Raw genomic sequence first — 22,184 nt, 5'->3', positions numbered from 1 at the left:
TTAATGAATCCACTTATAAAGGTTATCATCCCCGCATATAACGAACAAGATTCTATTATCCATGTAATCAATGACATTCCTTCCATAGTAGACGAGGTAATCGTTATTAGTAACAATTCAACAGATAATACTGAAGTTAATGCTAAGAATGCAGGAGCAACAGTACTTTCTGAAAGCAGAAAAGGCTACGGGTATGCTTGTTTAAAAGGAATGGAATACGTTTCTATAAAAAATGAAAAACCAGATATCGTTGTTTTTTTAGATGGTGATTATTCTGATTATCCTGAACAACTCACTGAGCTTATTGCTCCAATAATAAATGATAATATTGATTTTGTAATTGGTGCACGTGTACAACGACTACGTGAAAAGGGTTCTATGACTCCTCAACAAATTTTTGGTAATTGGCTAGCAACTACTTTAATGAAGTTGTTTTTTGGTGCGAAGTTCACCGATTTAGGTCCTTTCAGAGCAATAAAATATGATAAACTGCTTGCTTTAAACATGGAAGATAAAACGTATGGATGGACAGTAGAAATGCAGCTAAAAGCCTTGAAACAAAAATTAACTTATACCGAAATCCCTATGAAATATAGAAATAGAATTGGCGTTTCTAAAGTTTCAGGAACCGTAAAAGGTAGTATCTTAGCCGGCATAAAAATTTTAGGTTGGATCTTTAAATATAGCTTTAAATAATGGTTTTAGAATATATAATAATTACACTATACACCATATCATTAGTACTTATATTACTGTATGCTATAGCACAGTTAAATCTGCTTATAAATTATTTAAAAGCTCAGAAAAAAAAAGAAAACGCACCTATGTTAGATTTATCTGACATTAACAAAGTTCCGTATGTAACAATACAGCTACCTGTTTACAATGAACTATATGTAATGGAGCGTTTATTAAACAACATTGCTCTATTAGAATATCCACGCGAAAAGTTAGAAATTCAAGTATTAGATGACTCTACCGATGAATCTGTTGAGAGTACAGCCATACAAATTGAAGAACTTCAAAAAACAGGTTTAGACATTCAACATATTAGACGTGAAAACCGTCAAGGGTTTAAAGCTGGCGCTTTAAAAGAAGGACTTAAAACAGCCAAAGGTGAGTTTATTGCTATTTTTGATGCCGATTTCTTACCTAAGAAAAACTGGTTACTAGAAACTGTTCCATATTTTAAAGATCCTAAAATAGGCGTAGTTCAAACTCGTTGGGGACACATTAATAGAAACTATTCAACTTTAACAAAAATTCAAGCTTTTGCTTTAGATGCTCATTTTACTTTAGAACAGGTAGGTAGAAATAGCCAAGGACATTTTATCAATTTTAATGGTACCGCAGGTATTTGGCGTAAAGAGTGTATTTATGATGCTGGAAACTGGGAAGGTGATACATTAACAGAAGATTTAGACTTAAGCTACCGTGCTCAATTGAAAAACTGGAAATTCAAATATTTAGAAAATGTTGTTACTCCTGCTGAATTACCGGTAGTTATTAGCGCTGCTCGTTCACAACAATTTAGATGGAATAAGGGAGGTGCAGAGAATTTTCAAAAGATGTTAAAAAGAATAATTACAAGCCCTAATATTTCTTTTAAAACAAAACTTCACGGAACACTACACTTACTAAATAGTTCAATGTTTACTTGTATCTTTTTAGTAGCTGTTTTAAGTATACCTATGTTGTATATTAAAAATGAATATGCTCATTTAAAAATTTACTTTTTAGTAATGAGTTTTTTTATTGTAAGTACCTTTATTTTCTTTATCTGCTATTGGTTTATGTATAAAAGGACTTACGGAGGAGGTTTCTGGAATTTTATCAAATATATTGGTGCCTTTTTCGCTTTTTTCTCTATTGCCATGGGCTTCTCTTTACACAATACAATTGCTGTTTTAGAAGGTCATTTAGGTAAAAAAAGTGAATTTGTAAGAACCCCTAAATTCAATATTAAGTCATTAAAAGATAGTTGGAAAAACAATAAATACATTCGTAAAAGGCCTTCTTTACATGTAATTATAGAAGGTTTATTAGCTTTATACTTTGCTTTTGGTATGTATAGTGCTTTTACTGTTGGTGATCAGGGTGGAGACTTTGGTTTATTCCCCTTTCATTTAATGTTATTTGTTGGTTTTGGGTATGTCTTTTTTAAATCGATTTTCTCAAAAGCTTAAATGTCTTTTTTAAAAAAATATAGCTCAATTATACTAACCTTTGTTAGTGTAGTTCTTTATTTTTTATTTGCCTATACAATTGAACGTACCGAATTTAACAAATTACTTTTTCTCTGGATTAGCCTATTTACTTGTTATTTTGCTCTTCTACGTGATAAAGAATTATCGTTTGCTTATTTAACAGGAATTGCGGTCTTATTTCGATTTGTTTTCTTTTTTGCTACTCCTAATTTATCACAAGATTTTTATCGCTTTATCTGGGATGGTCGTATGATTTTAGAAGGATTGAATCCTTATCTATCCTTACCTCAAACATTTATTGAGCAAAACAACTATCCAGTAAACCAAGCTAAGGAGTTGTATGAAGGAATGGGGACTTTGAATGGTAGTCATTACACCAACTATCCTCCAGTTAATCAACTTTGTTTTTTAATAGCTGCTCTCTTTGCTAAAAACAGCATTTTTGGAAGTGTTGTTGTAATGAGAGTGTTGATTATTTTGGCTGATATAGGTATTTTATACTTCGGAAAAAAGCTTTTAGAAAGGCTACAATTACCTGTTAAAAACATTTTTTTATACATTTTAAATCCTTTTGTGATAATTGAACTTACTGGAAACTTACATTTTGAACCTGTAATGTTGTTCTTTTTGGTTTGGAGTATTTATACGCTACATAAACAAAAGTGGTTTTTAGCAGCTATTTTACTGGCTTGTTCGGTTTCTGTAAAACTAATTCCTTTGCTCTTTTTACCTTTATTTTTTCAATGGTTTGTAAAGAATGATTTTTCACTCCTTAAAGGATTCAAAAAATTAGCATTCTTTTATGGAACTGTAGTTCTTACAATTATTCTACTTTTTCTTCCTTTCTACTCTCCTGAATTAATTTCAAACTACACCAACTCTGTTGGCTTATGGTTTAAAAACTTTGAGTTTAATGCTAGTTTTTACTATTTAGCTAGAGAAATTGGTTATCTATTTAGAGGCTATAATGAGATTGCCATTATTGGTAAGATAATACCTATTCTTACCGTTTGCTTTTTATTGATTCTTACTTTTTTCAAAAAAAACAAGTCTACAAAACAATTAACTGTAAGTATGCTATTTGCTTTATCGTTCTACTATTTTTTAACAACAACAATGCATCCATGGTATATAGCAACACTTTTAATTTTATCTGTATTTACTCAATATCGTTATGCTGTTTTGTGGAGTTTAGTCGTTATCCTAAGTTATCAGGCATATGCTAATTCTCCATGGAAAGAAAATCTTTGGCTAATTACTTTAGAGTATATTATTCTATACACTTACGTTATTTGGGAAGTTTGCATAAAAAAGAAAACCCACTCAAAATTGAGTGGGAAAAATTGCTATGAAAAAGAAAAAGAAAGTGGTTTTAAAACCACTGTTCAAATATAAATAAGATTTTTCTTTTCACAAATATTTTTTTTACTTTTTTTAAACTTTAACTTAAAGTTTTCTTAACTCATTGTTTTTCAAGGCATATTTCTCTCCACTTTCTGGGCAAATAGCCAAGCCTTCTTCATCAAAATTTAAACGATGCCCGTACTCACTAATCCAACCTATTTGTTTTGATGGGTTTCCTACAACTAAAGCATAGGGTTTTACTTCTTTAGTTACCACAGCTCCTGCACCTATAAAAGCGTACTCTCCTATATTATTACCACACACAATGGTTGCATTAGCCCCTATACTTGCTCCTTTTTTAACAACTGTTTCTAAGTACTGGTCTTGTCTTTTTATTGCACTACGTGGATTGATTACGTTCGTAAAAACCATAGAAGGCCCTAAAAAAACATCATCTTCGCATCTGACACCCGTATATATAGAAACATTATTTTGAACCTTTACATTATTCCCCAAAACAACTTGTGGTGACACTACAACATTTTGTCCAATATTACAGTTATTTCCAATAATGCAATTTGGCATAATATGACTAAAGTGCCATATTTTGGTACCATCTCCAATTTTACAACCGTCATCAATAACTGCTGTTTCGTGTGCAAAAAATGTTTTGTTTGTATCCATATATAACAAAAATAAAAAAACTCAACCAGTTGGCTGAGTTTTTACTTTTTATTCCACTCTAAAAGTAATAGGCAACGTATATTTTACTTTTACTTCTTTATTATTCTGTTTACCTGGAGTAAATTTTGGAATTTTATTTACCACTCTATCCGTTTCCTTTTCTAATTTAGCATGCGGTGCTCTAATTTGAATATCCGTAACATTACCTAATTTATCAATAACAAACTGTGTTAATATTTTATATTTTCCAGAACTTAATCCTACATCTTGTGCCAATTCAGAGTTGAAATTACGTTGTATATGTTGTTGTATTTTTCTTTCAAAACATTTTATATTTTCTTCTTCTGAAAGTCCTTCACAACCTTTAAAAACTGGAGTATTTTGCACATTGTTTATTGAAACTGGATCGTCAATATCTTTTATAATTTCAGTTTCTTTTAACTCTGGAATTTGATTTAAATCAATAGGTGCTTCATCTACAGGTAAATCTATTACAGTATTGGTTTCTGTATTATTATCTACTACTTCTGGTTTAAATACTTCTTTAATTACACGCTCTTGCTTTGGCTTTTCAATTTCTTTTACTTTTCTTTTTATAATAACAGGCTTATCAAAAGGATAAACTTTCTCATAAACTTGTGCATTGGTAGGTTCAACTATTGCTACATCTTTAGCTGTTTCGTGTTCTAAAACAAGAAAAACTACAAATAAAGTTAGCACCAAGCCTAACTGTGTAAAAATAGTTGAGAATTTTTCTAATTGCTTCTTAGCATGTTTCTTAGGTGTTTTCATAGTACTATATTTTTATGTTAATACTTTGTTAAAAACAAGAAACGTGCCAATAAAAAAGGCAGTCCAAAATGGATTGCCTTTTTTATCTTTTATTTAAGCTATTACTACTCTACATTAAATGTAATTGGTAAAGTATAACCTACTCTTACTGGTCTACCTCTTTGTCTACCAGGTTTCATTTTAGGTATCTTTCTAGCAACTCTTTCTGCTTCCTTCTTTAATCTTGGATGCGGAGCTCTAGCTACTACATTTGTAATAGATCCATCTTTGTCAATTTTAAACTGAACGTAGATTCTTTTCTTCCCTGGAGATAAACCTAACTCATTAGCAAGTTCTGCATTAAAGTTACGTTGAATATGCTTTTGTAACTTTTTATTTAAACATTCTTTCTTTTGAGCCTTAGTTCCACTACATCCTGGAAATACAGGAACTTCTTCAATAATAGCGAATGGTACATCTTCTACTACCTCTTCTACTTCTTCTACTTCTTGAATATCTTCTACCTCTACAGCTTCAGATTCATCAGTTTCAGTAGATTCAATTACTGTTTCTTCTATTTCTTCCTCGTCTTCTACTACTTCAATTTTTTCAGGAGCTGGTGGTGGAGGCGTATTTGGTTTAGGCTTTGGTGGCTCAATTTGAAGTTCAATAGTTTCCTCTTCAATATCAGAAGCCATGTTAGCCATACCTAACTCTCCATATTCTTTATCATATGTCTTATTTTCAATAGCAACATACGTTACAAATAAAGCTAAAACCAAACCTATTTGCATAAATAGTTTACTATAGTTTTCTAAGTTTGATTTTGGATTTTTCTTGATTTCCATCCTAAATGTTTTTAATAGTTCGCTAATTTAATTAATTTATTTCAACTTTTACAAGCTTAATCTTTAAATAGCTTTATTTTTCTTAAAAAAAGAGTTGTAAACTATGAAAGCTATTAAAATACCCGTCGTATTTGCCATTATATCTAAAATCTCTCCTGATCTATATGACGTGGTTGTAACTTGTAGAACCTCAATAATTATGCCGTAAAAAAAACAACAAAAAACGATAATATATTTATTAATTTTTGTTGTTTTTAAAGCTAGCAACCATACTAAACTTAACACGAAATAAGCGAAAGCATGTTCTAACTTATCTATATGATTAACTTGTATAGGAGCTTTTTCTAGTTTTATTAAACTAATAATAGCAATACTTAAAGTTATTAGTATTGCTATTATGATTAGTTTATCCTTTAATAAGTTCTTGGTATGCTTCAGCACTTAATAAATCTGCTACTTGTGAATCGTCAGATAATTTTACCTTTATCATCCACCCATTTCCATAAGGATCTGAATTTACTAACTCTGGTTCATCTTCTAACGCTTCGTTAAACTCTACTACTTCTCCTGATAAAGGCATGAAAAGGTCTGAAACTGTTTTTACCGCTTCTACAGAACCGAAAACTTCTTCGGCATCTAATTCCTCATCTAATGTATCTACGTCAACGTATACGATATCTCCTAACTCTCCTTGTGCAAAATCAGTAATACCAATAGTTGCTACACCATTTTCTACTTTAACCCACTCGTGGTCTTTGGTGTACTTTAATTCTGATGGAATGTTCATTGTAATGATTTTTTATTGTGTTTGTTTTAATTTCCTAAGTTGTATACTAAATTAATTCCTGCATTAATAGATTGTCTTGGAAAAGTTGTAGAAACTGCGTATTCAAACGTTTGGTGATTATAATAAAAAGATGCTGTTAAATTGCTACTTAAATTATAGTCGGCAATAAATTTTAATCCAAATAATTTCTCGCCTCCTGTAATCTGACTATTCTCTTCATCTACACTTCTTATCAACGTTAAGTTATCTCTTAACGAAATATCAGCTCTTAAATTTATATCTCCTTTTAGAGTTTCTTTCTTCCCTGTAAATCTGGTGACAAATTTAACATCTCTTATCTTATATCCAAATCCTAAAACATATTCTGTTCCTTTAATGTCTGTTAAAGTATTGTTGTTAAAATTTAATGTTAAAGATCTGTCTCTTCTTATCTCTCCTTTGAATGAAACTGAATTTTTCATTCTAAAATCAACTTTTATTAATGGTGAAAACTCATCAATTAAAGTTGCCGACGAAATTAAGAGTTCTGATTGATAATTACCAGAAGTATTTGTATTTGTTGGTGTATTTGAATCGTACTGTAAATTATTGGTATAATTACCTATTGTATACGAAGATTTATACCCATGTGATAAGGTGAAAGAAGTAAAGTTTTTCTTAAACCACTTATACTTCATAAACCCATTATAGCGTAGTGTCCAGTTTGGAATTGGTATGTTTTTAAAGATTCCTGTACTTACTGAATTTGGATTATTTCCAGAATATGCAGCAATAAACGCTGGGAGCATTGCTTGTTGTCCATTTTCTTTAAACCCTGGGTTATTATTATTTCTGTCAAAATCGTTTGCAGCTATTCCTCTCTCATCAGCAATTCTTCCTGAAATAGTACTTCTATAGTCTAAGAAATTTTGATATAACCTTTCATTGTCAGTAAAAATAGTTCCTAACATAAAATGACTTATACTATAATTACCTGTTTCAAAAGGTTTAATATTTGGGTCTTGTTCAAAACCTCCACTACCATTTGAAACAACATCTAACTGTTGTGTTAAATTACTTGTTTGAATTCTGTTTCCTCGTAAATCAATACTTAAGTCTCTAAATGGTTTTACAGATACATTATAATCTAGTTTTTTATATCTTGTTTTAGAGTAATTCTTACTATAATATTCATCTCCAGAGTTTCTGGTAATTAACCATCCATTCTCGATAGCTGTATTTAAAATATCTGTTTGACTACCAAACACAAATCCTAATGTTGGAGCTAAACCTCCATCAAAGCCATTTCTCCCTAAGAATCCAACTGAAGGTTTATATCCTTGTAGCAAGGTTCCATTATTTTGAGAGTAGCTGATTTTTGCTCTTTTTACCGATGTTAATACATCATACACTCCTTTTCCTAATTTCTGACCGAAAGTAGCTTTCTTTTTAAGCTTTGGTTTTTGCGCTACTTGATTCCCTCCTAATGCAGCTGTTCCTTTTTGGGTAGGTTGCTTTTTTGTACCTTTTAATAATAACTTATCAACTCCAACAATTTTATAAAAACGACCAAAATCTATATTAGTATTTAAGTTATGTGTATTGGCGTTTTGAATCATGTTTCCAACTTGCTCAATATAACTTTGCGATCCTGCCTTCCAATCAAAATCAGCTGTATAACCATAATCTGCATTGATGAAATTCAAGAACGGGAACTTATCTAAAGGTAATTTATAAGTTGTATTCAACTTTTGATGGTAATTGTCAGGTCTTCCTATACTAAAAAATTGATCGTAAACTTCTAATTGTTCATCTTCACCAAAACTATCATATATATAGTTATTCGATGCATTAAAGTTTAATTGTAGCGACTTGGTTAAGTCAAAACCAATTGTATAATCCCAATTAAATAAAAATCTTCTCTGTATAAGTTCTGGTTGGGCAGGTAAAGGGTTTACAGGATCAATAATTAGGTTTCTTGACTGCTGACTATTATAATTTCTGTTAATTCTTGAGTTTAATGCTATTGTTTTTGGTACTGGGTTAAAGTTTAAATCTCTTATAAATTGTAAGTACCTATTTTTAAATCCTTCAGATTTTTTAAATGGTTCAATATTAAAAGGAACAAAAGTGAAATTATAACTAGCTCCTGCCATTACATTTTTGTTTACATAGCTTTCAATATTGTAATCTTTATGAAACTCTTCACTATGTGCATACGAAGCAGAGAAATTCTCTACATCATAAAATTTAGGTTTCTTCTTACTCTCTGGATTTCTATTCTTTTTTACATTGATAAAACTAATACTTTTTCTTCTTGTATAATCTTGAGCATTTTTACTATTTGGATTTTTATCAATTGCGTCTTCTAATTCTACGTCTTGAAATTGTGGATCGTATTTTGGATCTCTAAACTCTTCTCCATAACTATAATTCATCGGCACTTGCATGTTCCATTTTTTAGGCATCATTTTACCTAACTGAATATTTGTAGCTACGCTATATTGTTTTATTTCTTCAATACTTCTTTGTTGTACACGATCTTCTACATTACCAAAACCTATGGTTGACATTCTTCCTGCTAAAGACACATCCATCACATCGGCCATATTAGCATCTGCATTTACCACAGCTGCCCACCCTCCTTTATTATCAAAACCAACAGCACGTAATTCATTAAACCAAACTTCTATCGATTTGGTATCTGTTACTTCTTTATTCTTCACCCCTAACATTACTGTTCTAACTTGGGCTAAGGTTGGATTTCCTTTTACAGAGATCTTTAATTTCCCTCCTTCAATATTTGGGTCGTCTACCTCTCCAGAAAAAACTTCAGTAATACTAACCCCTGTAGGTCTTTCAATTTTTAAATTAGCTAGTTCTTGTAATGGTACTTCTAGGTTGTTTTCTGTTGGCCAAATATCAGTTGGTGAAGCGCTGGAAGTTGACCACTTTAATGGCTTCTCTATTTCGTAATAATTATCATTTAAATCTGTACCTAAACGAATAATTACCACTGTATTTGTTGGGTCTCCTTCTCTAACAACTTTATCAGGGTTCTCTGCGTGTAAAAACATACGTAGCTTTTTATACCTACGCATATCAATACTAATGTTTTTATAAATAGTCCTAGATTTATCAGGTTCTAAATCAGTTACCTTTAAAGTTACTGATTGCTCGTTTTGACGCTGAATTCTGTTTGTTCCTTGTAAACGTTCTCTTTGAATTCCTGGTGGTAAGTCATAACGATCAGGGTTTTGTTCAATACTTACCACCCCAACTTCAAACTTATTTAAATCTTCTGACTCTAAAGGAATCGACACCCCTGACTCTGGTAGTGTTTTGGTATAACGACGCCAATCTCCACGTACTAATTCTAACTCTCCAAAACGCAATACCACTGGCATTTTAAATCCTGCTAGAAACATTCGTATAAAACGAATACTATTAAAATCAGTTATATTATATTTTTGGTCTTCTGTTACATTTCTAATTGGAATTCTAAATTGATACCATGTACTATTTCTTTCCTCTCCATTTAACAAAACAACTTTTTGACTTTTTACATCAACAATATGATTTTGCCCCAACACTAAATCATTTTCATTTAATGAAACCTCATACTCAAAATAACTATTTACAGGATTCATTGTTTGATCCTTATTAATATCTTCTGTATCTGGGTATGTGGTTGATGATGTAGGGTACGGTTCATTTGATTGACTCGCTGTTGGTGAGTTTCCTTGAGTACCATTATAATTTTTATATCGAGATAACACGGAAGGATTAGTATTCTCTATAGCTCCTCCTCTAAAAAACTGGAAATTATCTCCCGCAGGATCTTCTAGTCCAGCAAAAGCTGGATATTTTACGCGTTCTTCATCATCATTTAAACCATCTAGACCAACATCTTGATTTGTTCTTGCTTCGTTACTTGAATCGAAAGCATATAAAATAGAAGGATTTATAGGTGTATCTCCCCAAATAGAAGTTTGAATATTACCTCCATCAGCTTTTTGTCCATCAGCGGGAAGTCCATTTTCGTATTGTTTTCTTCCATCTTTTAAAATGTCTTCGGAAATATTACCTAAATTTATAAATAGTTTCCCAACCTGATTAACTTTAAGGTTTGGATCTACCCCCGCTTGTAACCCTTCTTCTGTAGTGATTGAATAATTTTCATACGGATCCATTAACCAAAACTGAATGTACTCTACATTTGCTTGTTCAAAATTGTTTGTAGTTAACGATCGCATAATACCTCCCCAACGCTCTTCTGGAAGTACTGTATTTGCATTCTCATTATAGTTATACGGACCTCTTTCTGCAGGGTAATAAGCTAAATCTAGAGTTCTAACTAAATTTTGTTGTGTAATATCTAGGTCTGTATTAGGAAATAATTCATTGTAACGTATTTGACGTACCTCATCTCTAGATAATTCATTTTCATCAATATTACTTGGCCTGTTTCCACTTCCATAGAATAGTTGATCAATGTTATACCAAGCTAATTTTCCTCTTTTGTAATTATACTCTAAACCAAAAGTACCTCCATCAAAACCTTGAGATTCTGGTGTACTGGCTAAAAACCATTGCTGTGGTGAGTTTAAGTTTATTGGTATTTGTGAAGCTTCAAAATCATCTAAATACGATGTCGCAGTACCATCTACATTAATTCCACTAGGAGACCCTGGTAATAAGTATGCCATATCTGCTCTAACCGAAACATTCGACGGAGCTTCTGTTTCTACAAAAGGTAGTTTATTGGCTAATTTTGTTAAATAGGGTACTTCTGAAGAGTAATCTAAATTCAACCCTAACATGATATTATCTATAGGTTCTCCTCCTAAATTTACCTTAGGCGTAATTGGCTTTTCACTAACATTTAAAAAAGTTCCCCCTAAAATAAAATCTTCAGAAAAACGATGTTCAACATCAATTCCTATAAATGTTTTTCGTTGCTGATTAAAGAATGTATTATTTTCTACAGATGCATTAATTGGTACTCCAGATGCTTCTAAACCTGGATCTAAAATTTGCACACGACCCAACTGATAATCCACCACATAATCTATTCCTTCAACCAATTGTCTTCCTCCAGCTGTAACTCGTACCGAACCTCTTGGAACATTGAAAGCTCCTAATGAAATTCCTCTACTAGTTTCAGATTTAAAATACCCTTTTAAAAAGAATTTATCTAAATTTTGATATTCGTTTTTGGCTTGAATTTTTGTAGTTAAGTATAACTCTTCAAACACATACTTATCTTGATCTGCTGGGTTAGTAAGCTCATCTTTTAAATCATTACCGAATGGCTCTGGTTCAGGAAATAAAATATATCCTCTTTCAGAATTTACCGTAATTCCTTCAACGTAATCAAAGAAACCATCTCCATTAGGAACAGCATATTCACTTTGATCTAATTTATCTAAGTTTAAAATACGTAATAATGGCTTATCTGTTATACCAGGGGTTTGTGCTTTTTGCAGAGTATTTTGCAAAGTTCCCGTTTCATCATCACGGTACAATAATTCAAAACGAAATCCATCACGTTGTAAAGGAAATGCTCCTAAAGCATATACGTTTTTCATCATCAATCTCCAAGTTGGAAAAGCTTCCGTATCATCTCCTGGTCTTGTAGTATTTAAAATTTCACTACGCAATAACTTAACTGCAATATTTGCTGGTGCTACAATTCCATCGTTTGAAAATTCTCCTACTTTAAATACTGTTTCTCCATTAGAAGCCCCAACCACAGTATACTCAAAAGCTACCGCTAAAACCTCTCCATCATTTAATCTTCTGTTTAATGAGATGAAACCTAACTGTGAGTTTAGTTTAAATTCATTAGGTTGTAATCTACGAGCATTTTGTAAGTATGTATAGTTAAACCCTTGTCGTGCCGGTACTCCTATACCATTAATTGCAGCATCAATCGTTGCTACATCTCTTATTCCTCCTGAATTTGCCGCTAATAATGAACTTAAATTATTCACTCCATTATATGGTATAATTTCAGAATTAACCGATATAGCTCCTGGTGTTGTCGTTATTTCAGCTGGATTTACCTCGTTTGCATCATCTGACTCTCCTAAATCGGCAAGAGCTACAATACTTCTATAATCACTTACGTTTTGGTTTCTATTAGTTACCCAAACTTCAACTCTTGTAATATTTATAGGACTATTGATTAATGGATAATTCTCTAAAGCTTTTTTATAATTTTCTCTAAAGTATTGTGATAAAAAGAAGTGTCGATCATTATCATAATCAGATGCTCTTAATTCAAATGGCTCTATGGTTGCTCCACCTTCAGCAACTACTGTTTTAGATTGTGAGTTTTGTTGTGAGAATGCAGCAGTTACATATGTTTTACCAAACTGCAACTCTGTTTTTACTCCAAATAACGATTGTGCTCCATTAATAAGTGAGTTTTTAATTGGCATACTAATATTACCTGCCTCGATGTTTCTAATAATATCATCTTCGGTTGGAGTATATTCTAACTTAATAATATTTTGAAAATCAAAAGTAGATTGGGTATCATAATTTGCTGTTACCGTTAATCGCTTACCTACTTTTGCTTGTAAACTCGCACTAATTTGTTGATCAAAATCAAATGTAAAACTACTTTGATTTTCAACAGAGATTTGAGGATTTTCATTGTTTTGATATACCCCTCCAAGTTTAATATTTATTTGTCCTGTTGGATTTACCTCAACCGTGTTGCCTCCAAAAACGGATTCAAAAAATTTAGAGTTTACATAGTATTTAGGTAATAAATTTTTACGAGCTGCTTCGTTTCCTTTCTTTTTAGGATTAGTAGCATCTACTTTTTCTTTGAAGTAATCTTTTAAATCATTTTTTAAACGGTACTCATTATACTCTTTAGGAGTCATAAAAATAGGTGTACCTACATAATAGTCTCCTATTTTTTCAACAATCATAAACTTATTCAACGCCTTATCATAAGTTACTACTTTTTGAGTGGGGTTATTTAAGTAAAGTGTTCCGTTTTGATTGTATTTAAAATTGTATTTAAGGGGAATTACAGTATCTTTTTTAACAGCATTAGTGCTGTCCTTTTGAGTGTTTTGTGAAAACGAAACAACACTTACTAAAACAGTAAGTACCGTAAGTAGTCTATTCATAACTGCTTTTTCCAACCTTTTTTATAAATTTTTTAACGCCTGTTTTATAAGTTTTTCAACACTTGCATCAGGTGTTTCTTTTAATATATTCCCTATTACCTTATCAGCTTGCTTCCGCGGAAACCCAAGAACCTCTAAAGCAGATAACGCTTCTTCTTTATTTGTATTGTTCTGTACCACAGAAACTTCGTCAATGTCAAAGGTTTTTAATACCTTATCTTTTAAATCAACAATAACTCGTTGTGCTGTTTTGGCTCCAATACCTTTAACTGTTTGTATTAACTTCACATTTTCAGAAGCTATTGCCTGCGAAACTTCATGTGAAGTCATTGAAGATAGCATTGTTCGTGCAGTACTTGGACCTACACCTGAAACCGAAGTTAGTAACCTAAAAACTTCTCGCTCTGTTTTTGTTAAAAACCCATATAAAGTATGAGCATCTTCTCTAATAGATAAGTGTGTATACAACAACACATATTCATCGTTTGGTAATGATGAATATGTGTTTAAAGAAATATGCATTAAATATCCTACTCCATTGCAATCTACAACAGCGTATGTAGGATTTTTTTCCACAAGTTTTCCCCTTATTTGTGTTATCATCCAGCTATTTTTTCTATTTGTCTAAAATAGACAAAATTATCTTTTAAAAAAATTTCTCTCTAAGCTATTGAGAAACCTTCGTTTTAGCTTTCATTTCCTTGTTTTGAGCATCTACAACTGCTACCGCAGCCATATTTACCATTTCGTCAACACTTGCCCCCAATTGCAAGATGTGTACTGGCTTACTCATTCCTAGTAAAATTGGCCCTATAGTTTCTACTTCATCAACAGCTTTCATTAATTTATAAGTAATGTTAGCTGACTCTAAATTTGGAAAAATTAACACGTTTGCTCTTTTTCCATTTAATTTAGAGAAAGGAAATTCTTTTGCTAATAATTCTGGGTTCAAAGCAAAATCTGCTTGTAGTTCACCATCTACTACAACATTTGGATAATGACGGTGAATGTAAGAAACTGCTTCTCTAATCTTAGTTGAACTTTCTGCTTTTGATGAACCAAAATTTGAAAATCCTAACATTGCTACATTTGGTTTCATTCCAAACATTTTAGCTAGTACAGATGTTAACTGTGTAATTTTAGCTAAATCTTTTGCTGTTGGATTGATATTAATTGTTGTATCTGCTAAGAATATAGGTCCTTGCTTCGTTAACATCATGTTAGTAGCTGCTACTCTTGTTACTCCTTGATCTTTTTCAATCAATTCTAACATTGGTTTCACCACAGAAGGATAAGGCCTTGAATATCCTGTAATTAACGCATCCGCCTCACCAGAATTAACCATCATTGCCGCAAAATAGTTACGTTCACGCATCCATTTTTGAGCTTCTAAAAAAGTTACTCCTTTACGCTGTCTTGATTTCCAAAATATTTCGGCATATCGGTTTCTTCTTTCTTCTTCCTCGTCTGTTTTAGGGTCAATAATCGGCACGTCAGCATCAAACCCTAACTCAGTTTTCAACTCTAAAATAATTTCTCTTCTTCCTAATAAAATCGGTTTTCCAATTTTTTCTTCATACACTCTCTGTGCTGCTTTTAACACATCTAAATGATCTGCTTCTGCAAACACTAATCTCTTAGGGTTCTTTTTAGCTCTGTTATGTAGTAGTCGTACTTCTTTACTTCCTGTACCTGAACGATCCATCAACTCCTCACGGTACTTATCCCAGTCATCAATAGGTTCCTGAGCTACGCCAGAATCCATCGCTGCTTTTGCTATTGCTGGTGGAATTTCATAGATTAATCTTGGGTCAAATGGTTTAGGTATAATATATTCTTTTCCAAAAGAAAGGCTTACTTCATCATATACAATATTTACCTGTTCTGGTACTGATTGCTTTGCTAAATCTGCTAATGCATGTACCGCTGCCATTTTCATATCTTCATTAATCTTTCTTGCACGTACATCTAATGCTCCACGGAAAATAAAAGGGAAACCTAACACATTATTCACCTGATTAGGATGATCTGACCTTCCTGTTGCCATAATAATATCGTCTCTTGTCGCAATTGCTAAATCATACTCAATTTCTGGCTCTGGATTTGCCATTGCAAAAACAATAGGATTTTTAGCCATTGACAATAACATTTCAGGAGACACCACATTTCCTTTTGACAAACCAATAAACACATCAGCATTTAACATTGCCTCTTCTAATGTATTTACATCTTGATCTGTAGCAAATTCCGCTTTTTGTGATGTTAGGTTGCCTCTATCTTTTCTAATAACACCCTTACTATCACACATAATTACATTTTCACGACTCGCACCTAAGGCTAAGTATAAACGTGTACATGAAATTGCTGCAGCTCCTGCTCCGTTAACAACAATTTTTACATCCTTAATATTCTTTTCATTAATTTCTAATGCATTTTTTAAGGCTGCGGCTGAAATAATTGCTGTACCATGCTGATCATCATGCATTACAGGAATATCTAATTCCTCTTTTAATCGTCTTTCTATTTCAAAAGCTTCAGGAGCTTTAATATCTTCTAAGTTAATTCCTCCAAAAGTAGGAGCAATAGCCTTAACAGTTTCAACAAATTTATCTACATCTGTAGTATCTACTTCAATATCAAAAACATCAATATCAGCAAAAATTTTAAATAGTAGTCCTTTTCCTTCCATTACTGGTTTAGATGCTTCAGGACCAATATCTCCTAGTCCTAAAACTGCTGTTCCATTTGAAATAACAGCTACTAAGTTACCTTTTGATGTGTATTTATAAACGTTGTTTTTATCTTTAGCTATTTCTAAACAAGGCTCTGCTACTCCTGGAGAATATGCTAACGATAAATCGTGTTGAGTTGCATATTTTTTGGTAGGTACTACTGCTATTTTTCCCGGCTTCGGCTTAGCATGATAAAGTAGTGCTTCATGCCTTTTTCTAGAATCTCTCATAGGTTCGTTCTTGTTTGTTTGAACTTACAAATATACATTTTGTTATGAAGTAAAAAGAATTTGTAACCTGATAAAAGTCATATTTCGTCTTTAAAAATTTCCTGAATTTTGCCCTAACCTTAAACCAAATAAAAAATGGAAACTACACAAAGACACATTATTGATGAAGAAGTACAATGGGACAAAACAAAAACCATTGTAAGTAAAACCGATGTTTACGGAACTATTTTATATGCTAACGATGTTTTTTCAAACACCTGTGAATATAGTACTATTGAATTAGTTGGTGAACCTCATAATATTATTCGTCACCCAGACATGCCTAAAGTGGCTTTTAAAGTATTGTGGGACGCTCTTAAAAAAGGCGAAAACTTTCATGCTATTGTTAAAAACCTAACAAGAACAGGTAGATATTACTGGGTTATTACCGATTTTACTATTGATAAAGATGAAGAAGGTAAAATTGTAGGATACACTGCTCGAAGAAAAGCCGTTCCTAACGGAGTTGTAAAAAAGATTGAACCTATATATAAAACACTTTTAGATATTGAAAAACTAAAAGGCGAAAAGGCAAGTGAAATGTATTTTGATGCTTACTTAAAAGAAGAAGTTGGTAAAACATACAATGAGTTTGTTGTTGATTTATTTAATGAAGAACTTTCTAAAGAGGAAGCTGAAAAAATTAAAAACGAGACAAATCCTTTGAAAAAAGGGTTGAATTGGTTCTTTTTCGGAGAAACAAACCCGACGTAAAACTTATTATTCCCCTAAATAATCCTCTTAAAAAACTTTTTAGTAGGGCTGAAACAAATGTTTCAGCCCTATTTTATTTTAAAATGAAATCTTTGAAAAGATCCTCACAAATAAAAATAACACTATCCTATTATTTTTAAAACAAAAACCAACACAATACAATCATCTAAAAACCAGTATTTTAGATTGAATAAAAATTACTTCTTTTTAACAGTTTTTAACCCAACTAAAAACTCAATCAAAACACACTCCTCCATCAAAAACCTTATATTTGCTGATTATTTTTTATAAACCACCCCGAATAACTATTAAAACAAAAAAAATGCACACAAACAATTCTCTCAGACCTTCCAAAGTCATTGATGAGGAAGTAAAATGGGACAAGTCTAAAACAATTATTAGTAAAACAGATCCTGTAGGAACTATTTTATACATGAACGATACTTTTGAAGAAGCTTCGGAGTATAATAAGATAGAGCTTATTGGAGAACCTCACAACGTTATTAGGCATCCTGACATGCCTAAGGTAGTCTTCAAAGTATTATGGGACAACTTAAAACAAGGAAACAACTTCCATGCTATTGTTAAAAACCTAACAAGAACAGGTAGATACTATTGGGTTATTACTGATTTTGATGTAGAAAAAGATGATAGCGGAAAAATCATCGGATATACTGGAAGAAGAAAATCTTTACCTGAAAGCGTTGTAAAAAAAATAGAGCCTTTATACAAAACGCTATTAGAAATTGAAAAAGTTAAAGGTGAAAAAGCAAGTGAATTATATTTTAATTCATATTTGCAAGAAGAAGTTAATTCTTCGTACGATGATTTTGTTGTAAACTTATTTGAAGGAGAAACTGCTAACACAAAAGAGGCAGATAAAAAAGCTCCTGTAAAAGAAAGCGGAATGATTAAAAAAGGACTTAATTGGTTTTTCTTTGGAGAGACGAATCCTAAATAATCTTCAAAACATAAATAAAACCGCTTTAAAAAGCGGTTTTATTATTTTATAAAGTCAATATTTCTTAACAGACCTGAAAACTTAGTACGCTTTACTGCTGATTTTTTAAAAACCTTACTAAAGGTTTCTTGCGTTAATTCTTGCCAATCACGTTTCGTCATTTGCAGTAAATTTTCTTGAGGCGTAAATAAACTTTCTTCGTGCGGTTGTGAAAAACGATTCCATGGACATACATCTTGGCATACATCGCAACCAAACATCCAATCTTGCATTTCTCCCTTAAATTCTGATGGAATTGCATCCTTTAACTCAATTGTTAAGTACGAAATACATTTACTTCCATCAACTGTATTATCAGGTAAAATAGCTTGTGTTGGGCAAGCATCAATACAACGAGTACAACTTCCACAATGATCTGTTTTAAAAGGTTCATCATATTCCAGTTCTAAATCAATAATCAATTCAGCTAAAAAGAAAAATGATCCTTGTTGCTTCTGGATTAACAACGAATGTTTCCCATTCCAACCCAATCCTGACTTTTTCGCCCAAGCTCGTTCTAGCACAGGAGCAGAATCAACAAAACAACGACCAGAAACCTCTCCAATTTCATCATTAATTAACTGCAATAGTTCACGTAACTTTCCTTTTATAATGTGGTGATAATCTTGCCCGTAAGCATATTTAGAAATCTTATAACTTCCTTCTTGCTGAACTTCCGAAGGAAAATAATTATACGATAAAGAAATCACAGATTTTGCACCTTCTACTAATAGCCGTGGATCCAAACGTTTATCAAAGTGATTTTCCATATAATGCATTTCACCATGATATCCATTTTGTAACCATTTCTCTAAACGAGGGGCTTCTTCTTCTAAAAAGTCAGCTTTTGCAATACCACAACCTAAAAAACCCAAACGTTTTGCTTGTGTTTTTATAAAATTTGAGTATTGCTGTTTCTTATTCAAAATACGTGATTTTAACAGCGCAAAATTACCAAAAGAAAAATTATAATTTTATTCACTTTCTATTTACAAATAAATGTTGAAATTTGTTCGTTAGTATTACATGACAAACTTTATTCATTATGAAAAAGATATATAAAATATTATTAAGTATTGTGGTTTTTTTCTTCATCCTTTTGGTTAGTATTCCCCTACTATTTCAAGATAAAGTGATGAACTTGGTAAAAACTACCATTAACAACAACGTAAACGCCAAAGTTGATTTTAGCGATTCTAGCTTAAGCTTACTTAGAAATTTTCCAAATGCATCAGTTCAATTATCTAACCTAACGGTTATTAATAACGCTCCTTTTGAAGGTGATACTTTGGTATATGCAAAAGAGGTAAACTTAGCATTAAAACTTACTGAGCTTTTTAAAGCTTCATCTGAACAGCTAAACATCAAATCATTTACTATTGATGATGCTTTGGTAAATGTATTAGTTGATAAAAAAGGAAATGCCAACTACGATATTGCGAAACCTTCAGAAACAGAAGAGACAAAAGATGAAGAACCATCTACTTTTGGACTATCTATTAATTCATATGCTATTAACAATGCTACGATAAAATACAATGACGAACAAGGTAAACTAAACCTTGAGCTAGCTGAGTTAAACCATAGTGGAAGTGGTGACTTTTCTCAATCAAATACTGAACTAGATACTCAAACCTCTACCCTAGTTTCTTTTGGAATGGACGGTAATTCGTATGCCAAGAATCAAAAAATAGAATTAGATGCTATTTTAGGAATGGACTTAACTAATATGAAGTTTTCTTTCTTAAAAAATGAGGCTAAGTTAAATAACCTTCCATTAGTATTTGATGGTTTTGTTCAAATAAACGAAAAAAACCAAGAGGTTGATATTAACTTCAAGACTCCTTCGTCTGACTTTAAAAACTTCTTAGGGTTAATTCCTGAAGCCTATACTAAAAGTATTGCTGGAGTAAGTACTACGGGTAATTTTAGTGTAAATGGAAAAGTAAACGGAATTATTGACGACAACCATATTCCTAAGTTAGATATTTCTATGAAGTCAAATAACGCTTCATTTAAATATCCTGATTTACCAAAAAGTGTTCAAAACATTAATATTGATGCACAAATAAAAAACACTACTGGTAAAACTGAAAACACTTTTGTCACTATTAATGGTCTTTCTTTTAAAGTTGACCAAGATACTTTTTCTGGAAAAGGAAACATCTATAACTTAACCACTAACCCTAAAGTTAATGCTAGTTTAAAAGGTGTTTTAAACCTTGCTAATATTAACAAAGCGTATCCTATTGATTTAGAAAATGAGTTAAGCGGGATTTTAAAGGCAGATTTACGTACAGAATTCGACATGAAAGCGCTTGAGAACAATACTTTAAGTCGTATTAAAAATAACGGAAAAATGGAAGTAAGCGACTTTGTTTTTTCGTCGGAAGATGTTGTAAACCCTCTTCATATTAAAAATACAGTTGTCAATTTTACCCCTGGTACCGTTAGCTTAACAAAGTTTGATGCGACTACTGGAAAAAGTGATTTAAATGCTACTGGAACACTTAAGAACTTATTAGGTTTTTTACTTTCTGACAAAAAGTTACGTGGAAACTTCAAGCTGAATTCAAACAACTTTTATGTAAGTGATTTTATGCAAGAAAATCCTGAAGCTGTAGGAAACAAAGAAAATGATTCTAAAAAAGATACACCAACTGAATCTTTAAAGATTCCTGCATTTTTAGATTGTGCTGTTTCTGCAAACGCTAAAACTGTATATTACGATAACTTGACTCTAAAAAATGTAAGAGGAACACTTCTTTTAAAAGACGAAAAAGCCATTTTACAAAACATGAATGCTGGTATTTTTAATGGTCAAATTGCTTTAAATGGAGAAGTTAACACACAACAAAAGAAACCTACATTTGATATGAAGTTAGGTATCAAATCTTTTGATATTGCTCAATCATTTACTAGTCTTGATTTACTACAATCAATAAGTCCTATTGCAGGTGCTATGAATGGTAAATTAAATTCTGACATTGACTTAGCTGGAAGTTTAAATGATGATTTTACACCTAACTTAGCTTCTGTTTCTGGTAAAGCTTTAGCAGAGTTATTAACTACTAGTATCAATCCACAAAAAACGAAAGCTTTAAGTTTATTAAATGATAAACTATCTTTTATGGATTTATCAAAACTAGATTTATCTGATATTAAAACTCATCTGTCTTTTAAAGAAGGTAAAGTGGTTGTAAAGCCTTTTGATTTAAAATATAATGATATTGGTATTACCGTTGGTGGTAGCCATGGATTTGATAAAACAATGAACTATAATGTTACCCTGAATGTTCCTGCTAAATATTTAGGTAATGAAGCACAAGGATTACTTTCTAAGCTAAGTGCTAAAGACCAACAAAATATTACTGTTCCTATTACTGCAAGTATTGCTGGAAACATGACTAATCCTTCTGTAAAAACAGATATGTCTTCATCGGTTAGTAAATTAAGTCAGCAGTTAGTTCAGCAACAAAAAGACAAATTAGTAAACAACGCTATAGGTGGTTTATTAGGTAACAAAAAGAAAGATAGTACCAGCACAACCAACAAAAAAGAGGAAACCGTTAAGAAAGTAACAGACGTTTTAGGTGGTTTGTTCGGAAAAAAGAAGAAAAAACAACAAAAAGACACTGTTAAATAGTCTTTTGTAACATTTTTTCTACTTCATAGTCTTACTTATATTAAGAGAACTT

The 22,184-nt window shown here is 31.8% G+C and carries 15 protein-coding genes; 6 read left to right on the top strand and 9 right to left on the bottom strand.

Annotated elements, in window-relative coordinates:
* Positions 1–3: 3 nt before the first annotated feature.
* Genes ACKTTR_RS00905 through ACKTTR_RS00895 form a run of 3 tightly spaced genes read left to right on the top strand, consistent with a single transcriptional unit; the run spans position 4 to position 3,602 of the window.
* Positions 4–696: a glycosyltransferase family 2 protein gene (locus ACKTTR_RS00905; RefSeq protein ID WP_408026088.1), complete on the top strand. Its 693-nt coding sequence runs from the start codon at positions 4–6 to the stop codon at positions 694–696.
* A complete protein-coding gene (locus ACKTTR_RS00900; RefSeq protein WP_408026087.1) occupies positions 696–2,186 on the top strand; it encodes a cellulose synthase family protein in 1,491 nt (496 codons plus the stop codon). The genes ACKTTR_RS00905 and ACKTTR_RS00900 overlap by 1 nt, the downstream gene beginning before the upstream one ends.
* Entirely contained in the window at positions 2,187–3,602 is a 1,416-nt protein-coding gene (locus ACKTTR_RS00895; protein WP_408026086.1) for a mannosyltransferase, read from the top strand.
* A 51-nt stretch (positions 3,603–3,653) separates the two neighbouring features.
* On the opposite strand, the gene ACKTTR_RS00890 is transcribed toward ACKTTR_RS00895, so the two are convergent.
* The 8 genes from ACKTTR_RS00890 to ACKTTR_RS00855 all read right to left on the bottom strand — a co-directional run bounded on the left by ACKTTR_RS00890 (position 3,654) and on the right by ACKTTR_RS00855 (position 16,733).
* On the bottom strand, positions 3,654–4,235 hold the full coding sequence (locus ACKTTR_RS00890; protein ID WP_408026085.1) for an acyltransferase: 582 nt from the start codon (positions 4,233–4,235) through the stop codon (positions 3,654–3,656).
* A gap of 48 nt (positions 4,236–4,283) precedes the next feature.
* Positions 4,284–5,027 carry an energy transducer TonB gene (locus ACKTTR_RS00885; RefSeq protein ID WP_408026084.1) on the bottom strand — a complete coding sequence of 248 codons (744 nt, stop codon included), beginning with the start codon at positions 5,025–5,027 and terminating at the stop codon, positions 4,284–4,286.
* Between the two features lie 104 nt (positions 5,028–5,131).
* Complete coding sequence (locus ACKTTR_RS00880; RefSeq protein WP_121146344.1) at positions 5,132–5,854, bottom strand: energy transducer TonB; 723 nt, start codon at positions 5,852–5,854, stop codon at positions 5,132–5,134.
* A 63-nt stretch (positions 5,855–5,917) separates the two neighbouring features.
* A complete protein-coding gene (locus ACKTTR_RS00875; protein ID WP_262607241.1) occupies positions 5,918–6,295 on the bottom strand; it encodes a VanZ family protein in 378 nt (125 codons plus the stop codon).
* Positions 6,261–6,641, bottom strand: a complete 381-nt coding sequence (gene gcvH, locus ACKTTR_RS00870; RefSeq protein WP_047787900.1) for a glycine cleavage system protein GcvH — start codon at positions 6,639–6,641, stop codon at positions 6,261–6,263. The genes ACKTTR_RS00875 and gcvH overlap by 35 nt, the downstream gene beginning before the upstream one ends.
* A gap of 26 nt (positions 6,642–6,667) precedes the next feature.
* Positions 6,668–13,771: a T9SS outer membrane translocon Sov/SprA gene (sov, locus tag ACKTTR_RS00865; protein ID WP_408026083.1), complete on the bottom strand. Its 7,104-nt coding sequence runs from the start codon at positions 13,769–13,771 to the stop codon at positions 6,668–6,670.
* 21 nt (positions 13,772–13,792) lie between these two features.
* A complete protein-coding gene (gene ruvA, locus ACKTTR_RS00860) occupies positions 13,793–14,374 on the bottom strand; it encodes a Holliday junction branch migration protein RuvA (RefSeq protein WP_408026082.1) in 582 nt (193 codons plus the stop codon).
* A gap of 64 nt (positions 14,375–14,438) precedes the next feature.
* The gene (locus ACKTTR_RS00855) at positions 14,439–16,733 is read right to left on the bottom strand and encodes an NADP-dependent malic enzyme (RefSeq protein ID WP_408026081.1); all 2,295 of its coding nucleotides are present in this window, start codon (positions 16,731–16,733) and stop codon (positions 14,439–14,441) included.
* A 135-nt stretch (positions 16,734–16,868) separates the two neighbouring features.
* Between ACKTTR_RS00855 and ACKTTR_RS00850 the strand changes: the two genes are divergently transcribed.
* Both ACKTTR_RS00850 and ACKTTR_RS00845 read left to right on the top strand, forming a co-directional pair.
* A complete protein-coding gene (locus ACKTTR_RS00850; protein WP_408026080.1) occupies positions 16,869–17,486 on the top strand; it encodes a PAS domain-containing protein in 618 nt (205 codons plus the stop codon).
* A gap of 322 nt (positions 17,487–17,808) precedes the next feature.
* Positions 17,809–18,447 carry a PAS domain-containing protein gene (locus tag ACKTTR_RS00845; RefSeq protein ID WP_408026079.1) on the top strand — a complete coding sequence of 213 codons (639 nt, stop codon included), beginning with the start codon at positions 17,809–17,811 and terminating at the stop codon, positions 18,445–18,447.
* Between the two features lie 41 nt (positions 18,448–18,488).
* Here the strand turns inward: ACKTTR_RS00845 and queG are convergent, their stop codons facing one another.
* Positions 18,489–19,412, bottom strand: a complete 924-nt coding sequence (queG, locus tag ACKTTR_RS00840; RefSeq protein ID WP_408026078.1) for a tRNA epoxyqueuosine(34) reductase QueG — start codon at positions 19,410–19,412, stop codon at positions 18,489–18,491.
* A 119-nt stretch (positions 19,413–19,531) separates the two neighbouring features.
* On the opposite strand from queG, the gene ACKTTR_RS00835 reads away from it, so the two are divergent.
* Entirely contained in the window at positions 19,532–22,132 is a 2,601-nt protein-coding gene (locus tag ACKTTR_RS00835) for an AsmA-like C-terminal region-containing protein (RefSeq protein WP_408026077.1), read from the top strand.
* Positions 22,133–22,184 lie beyond the last annotated feature (52 nt).

It is taken from the genome of Tenacibaculum litoreum (assembly GCF_964513915.1).
Taxonomy (GTDB): Bacteria; Bacteroidota; Bacteroidia; order Flavobacteriales; family Flavobacteriaceae; genus Polaribacter; species Polaribacter litoreum.
The sequence above is the reverse complement of the archived record's forward strand: the minus strand, read 5'-3'. Positions and strand labels throughout refer to the sequence as shown.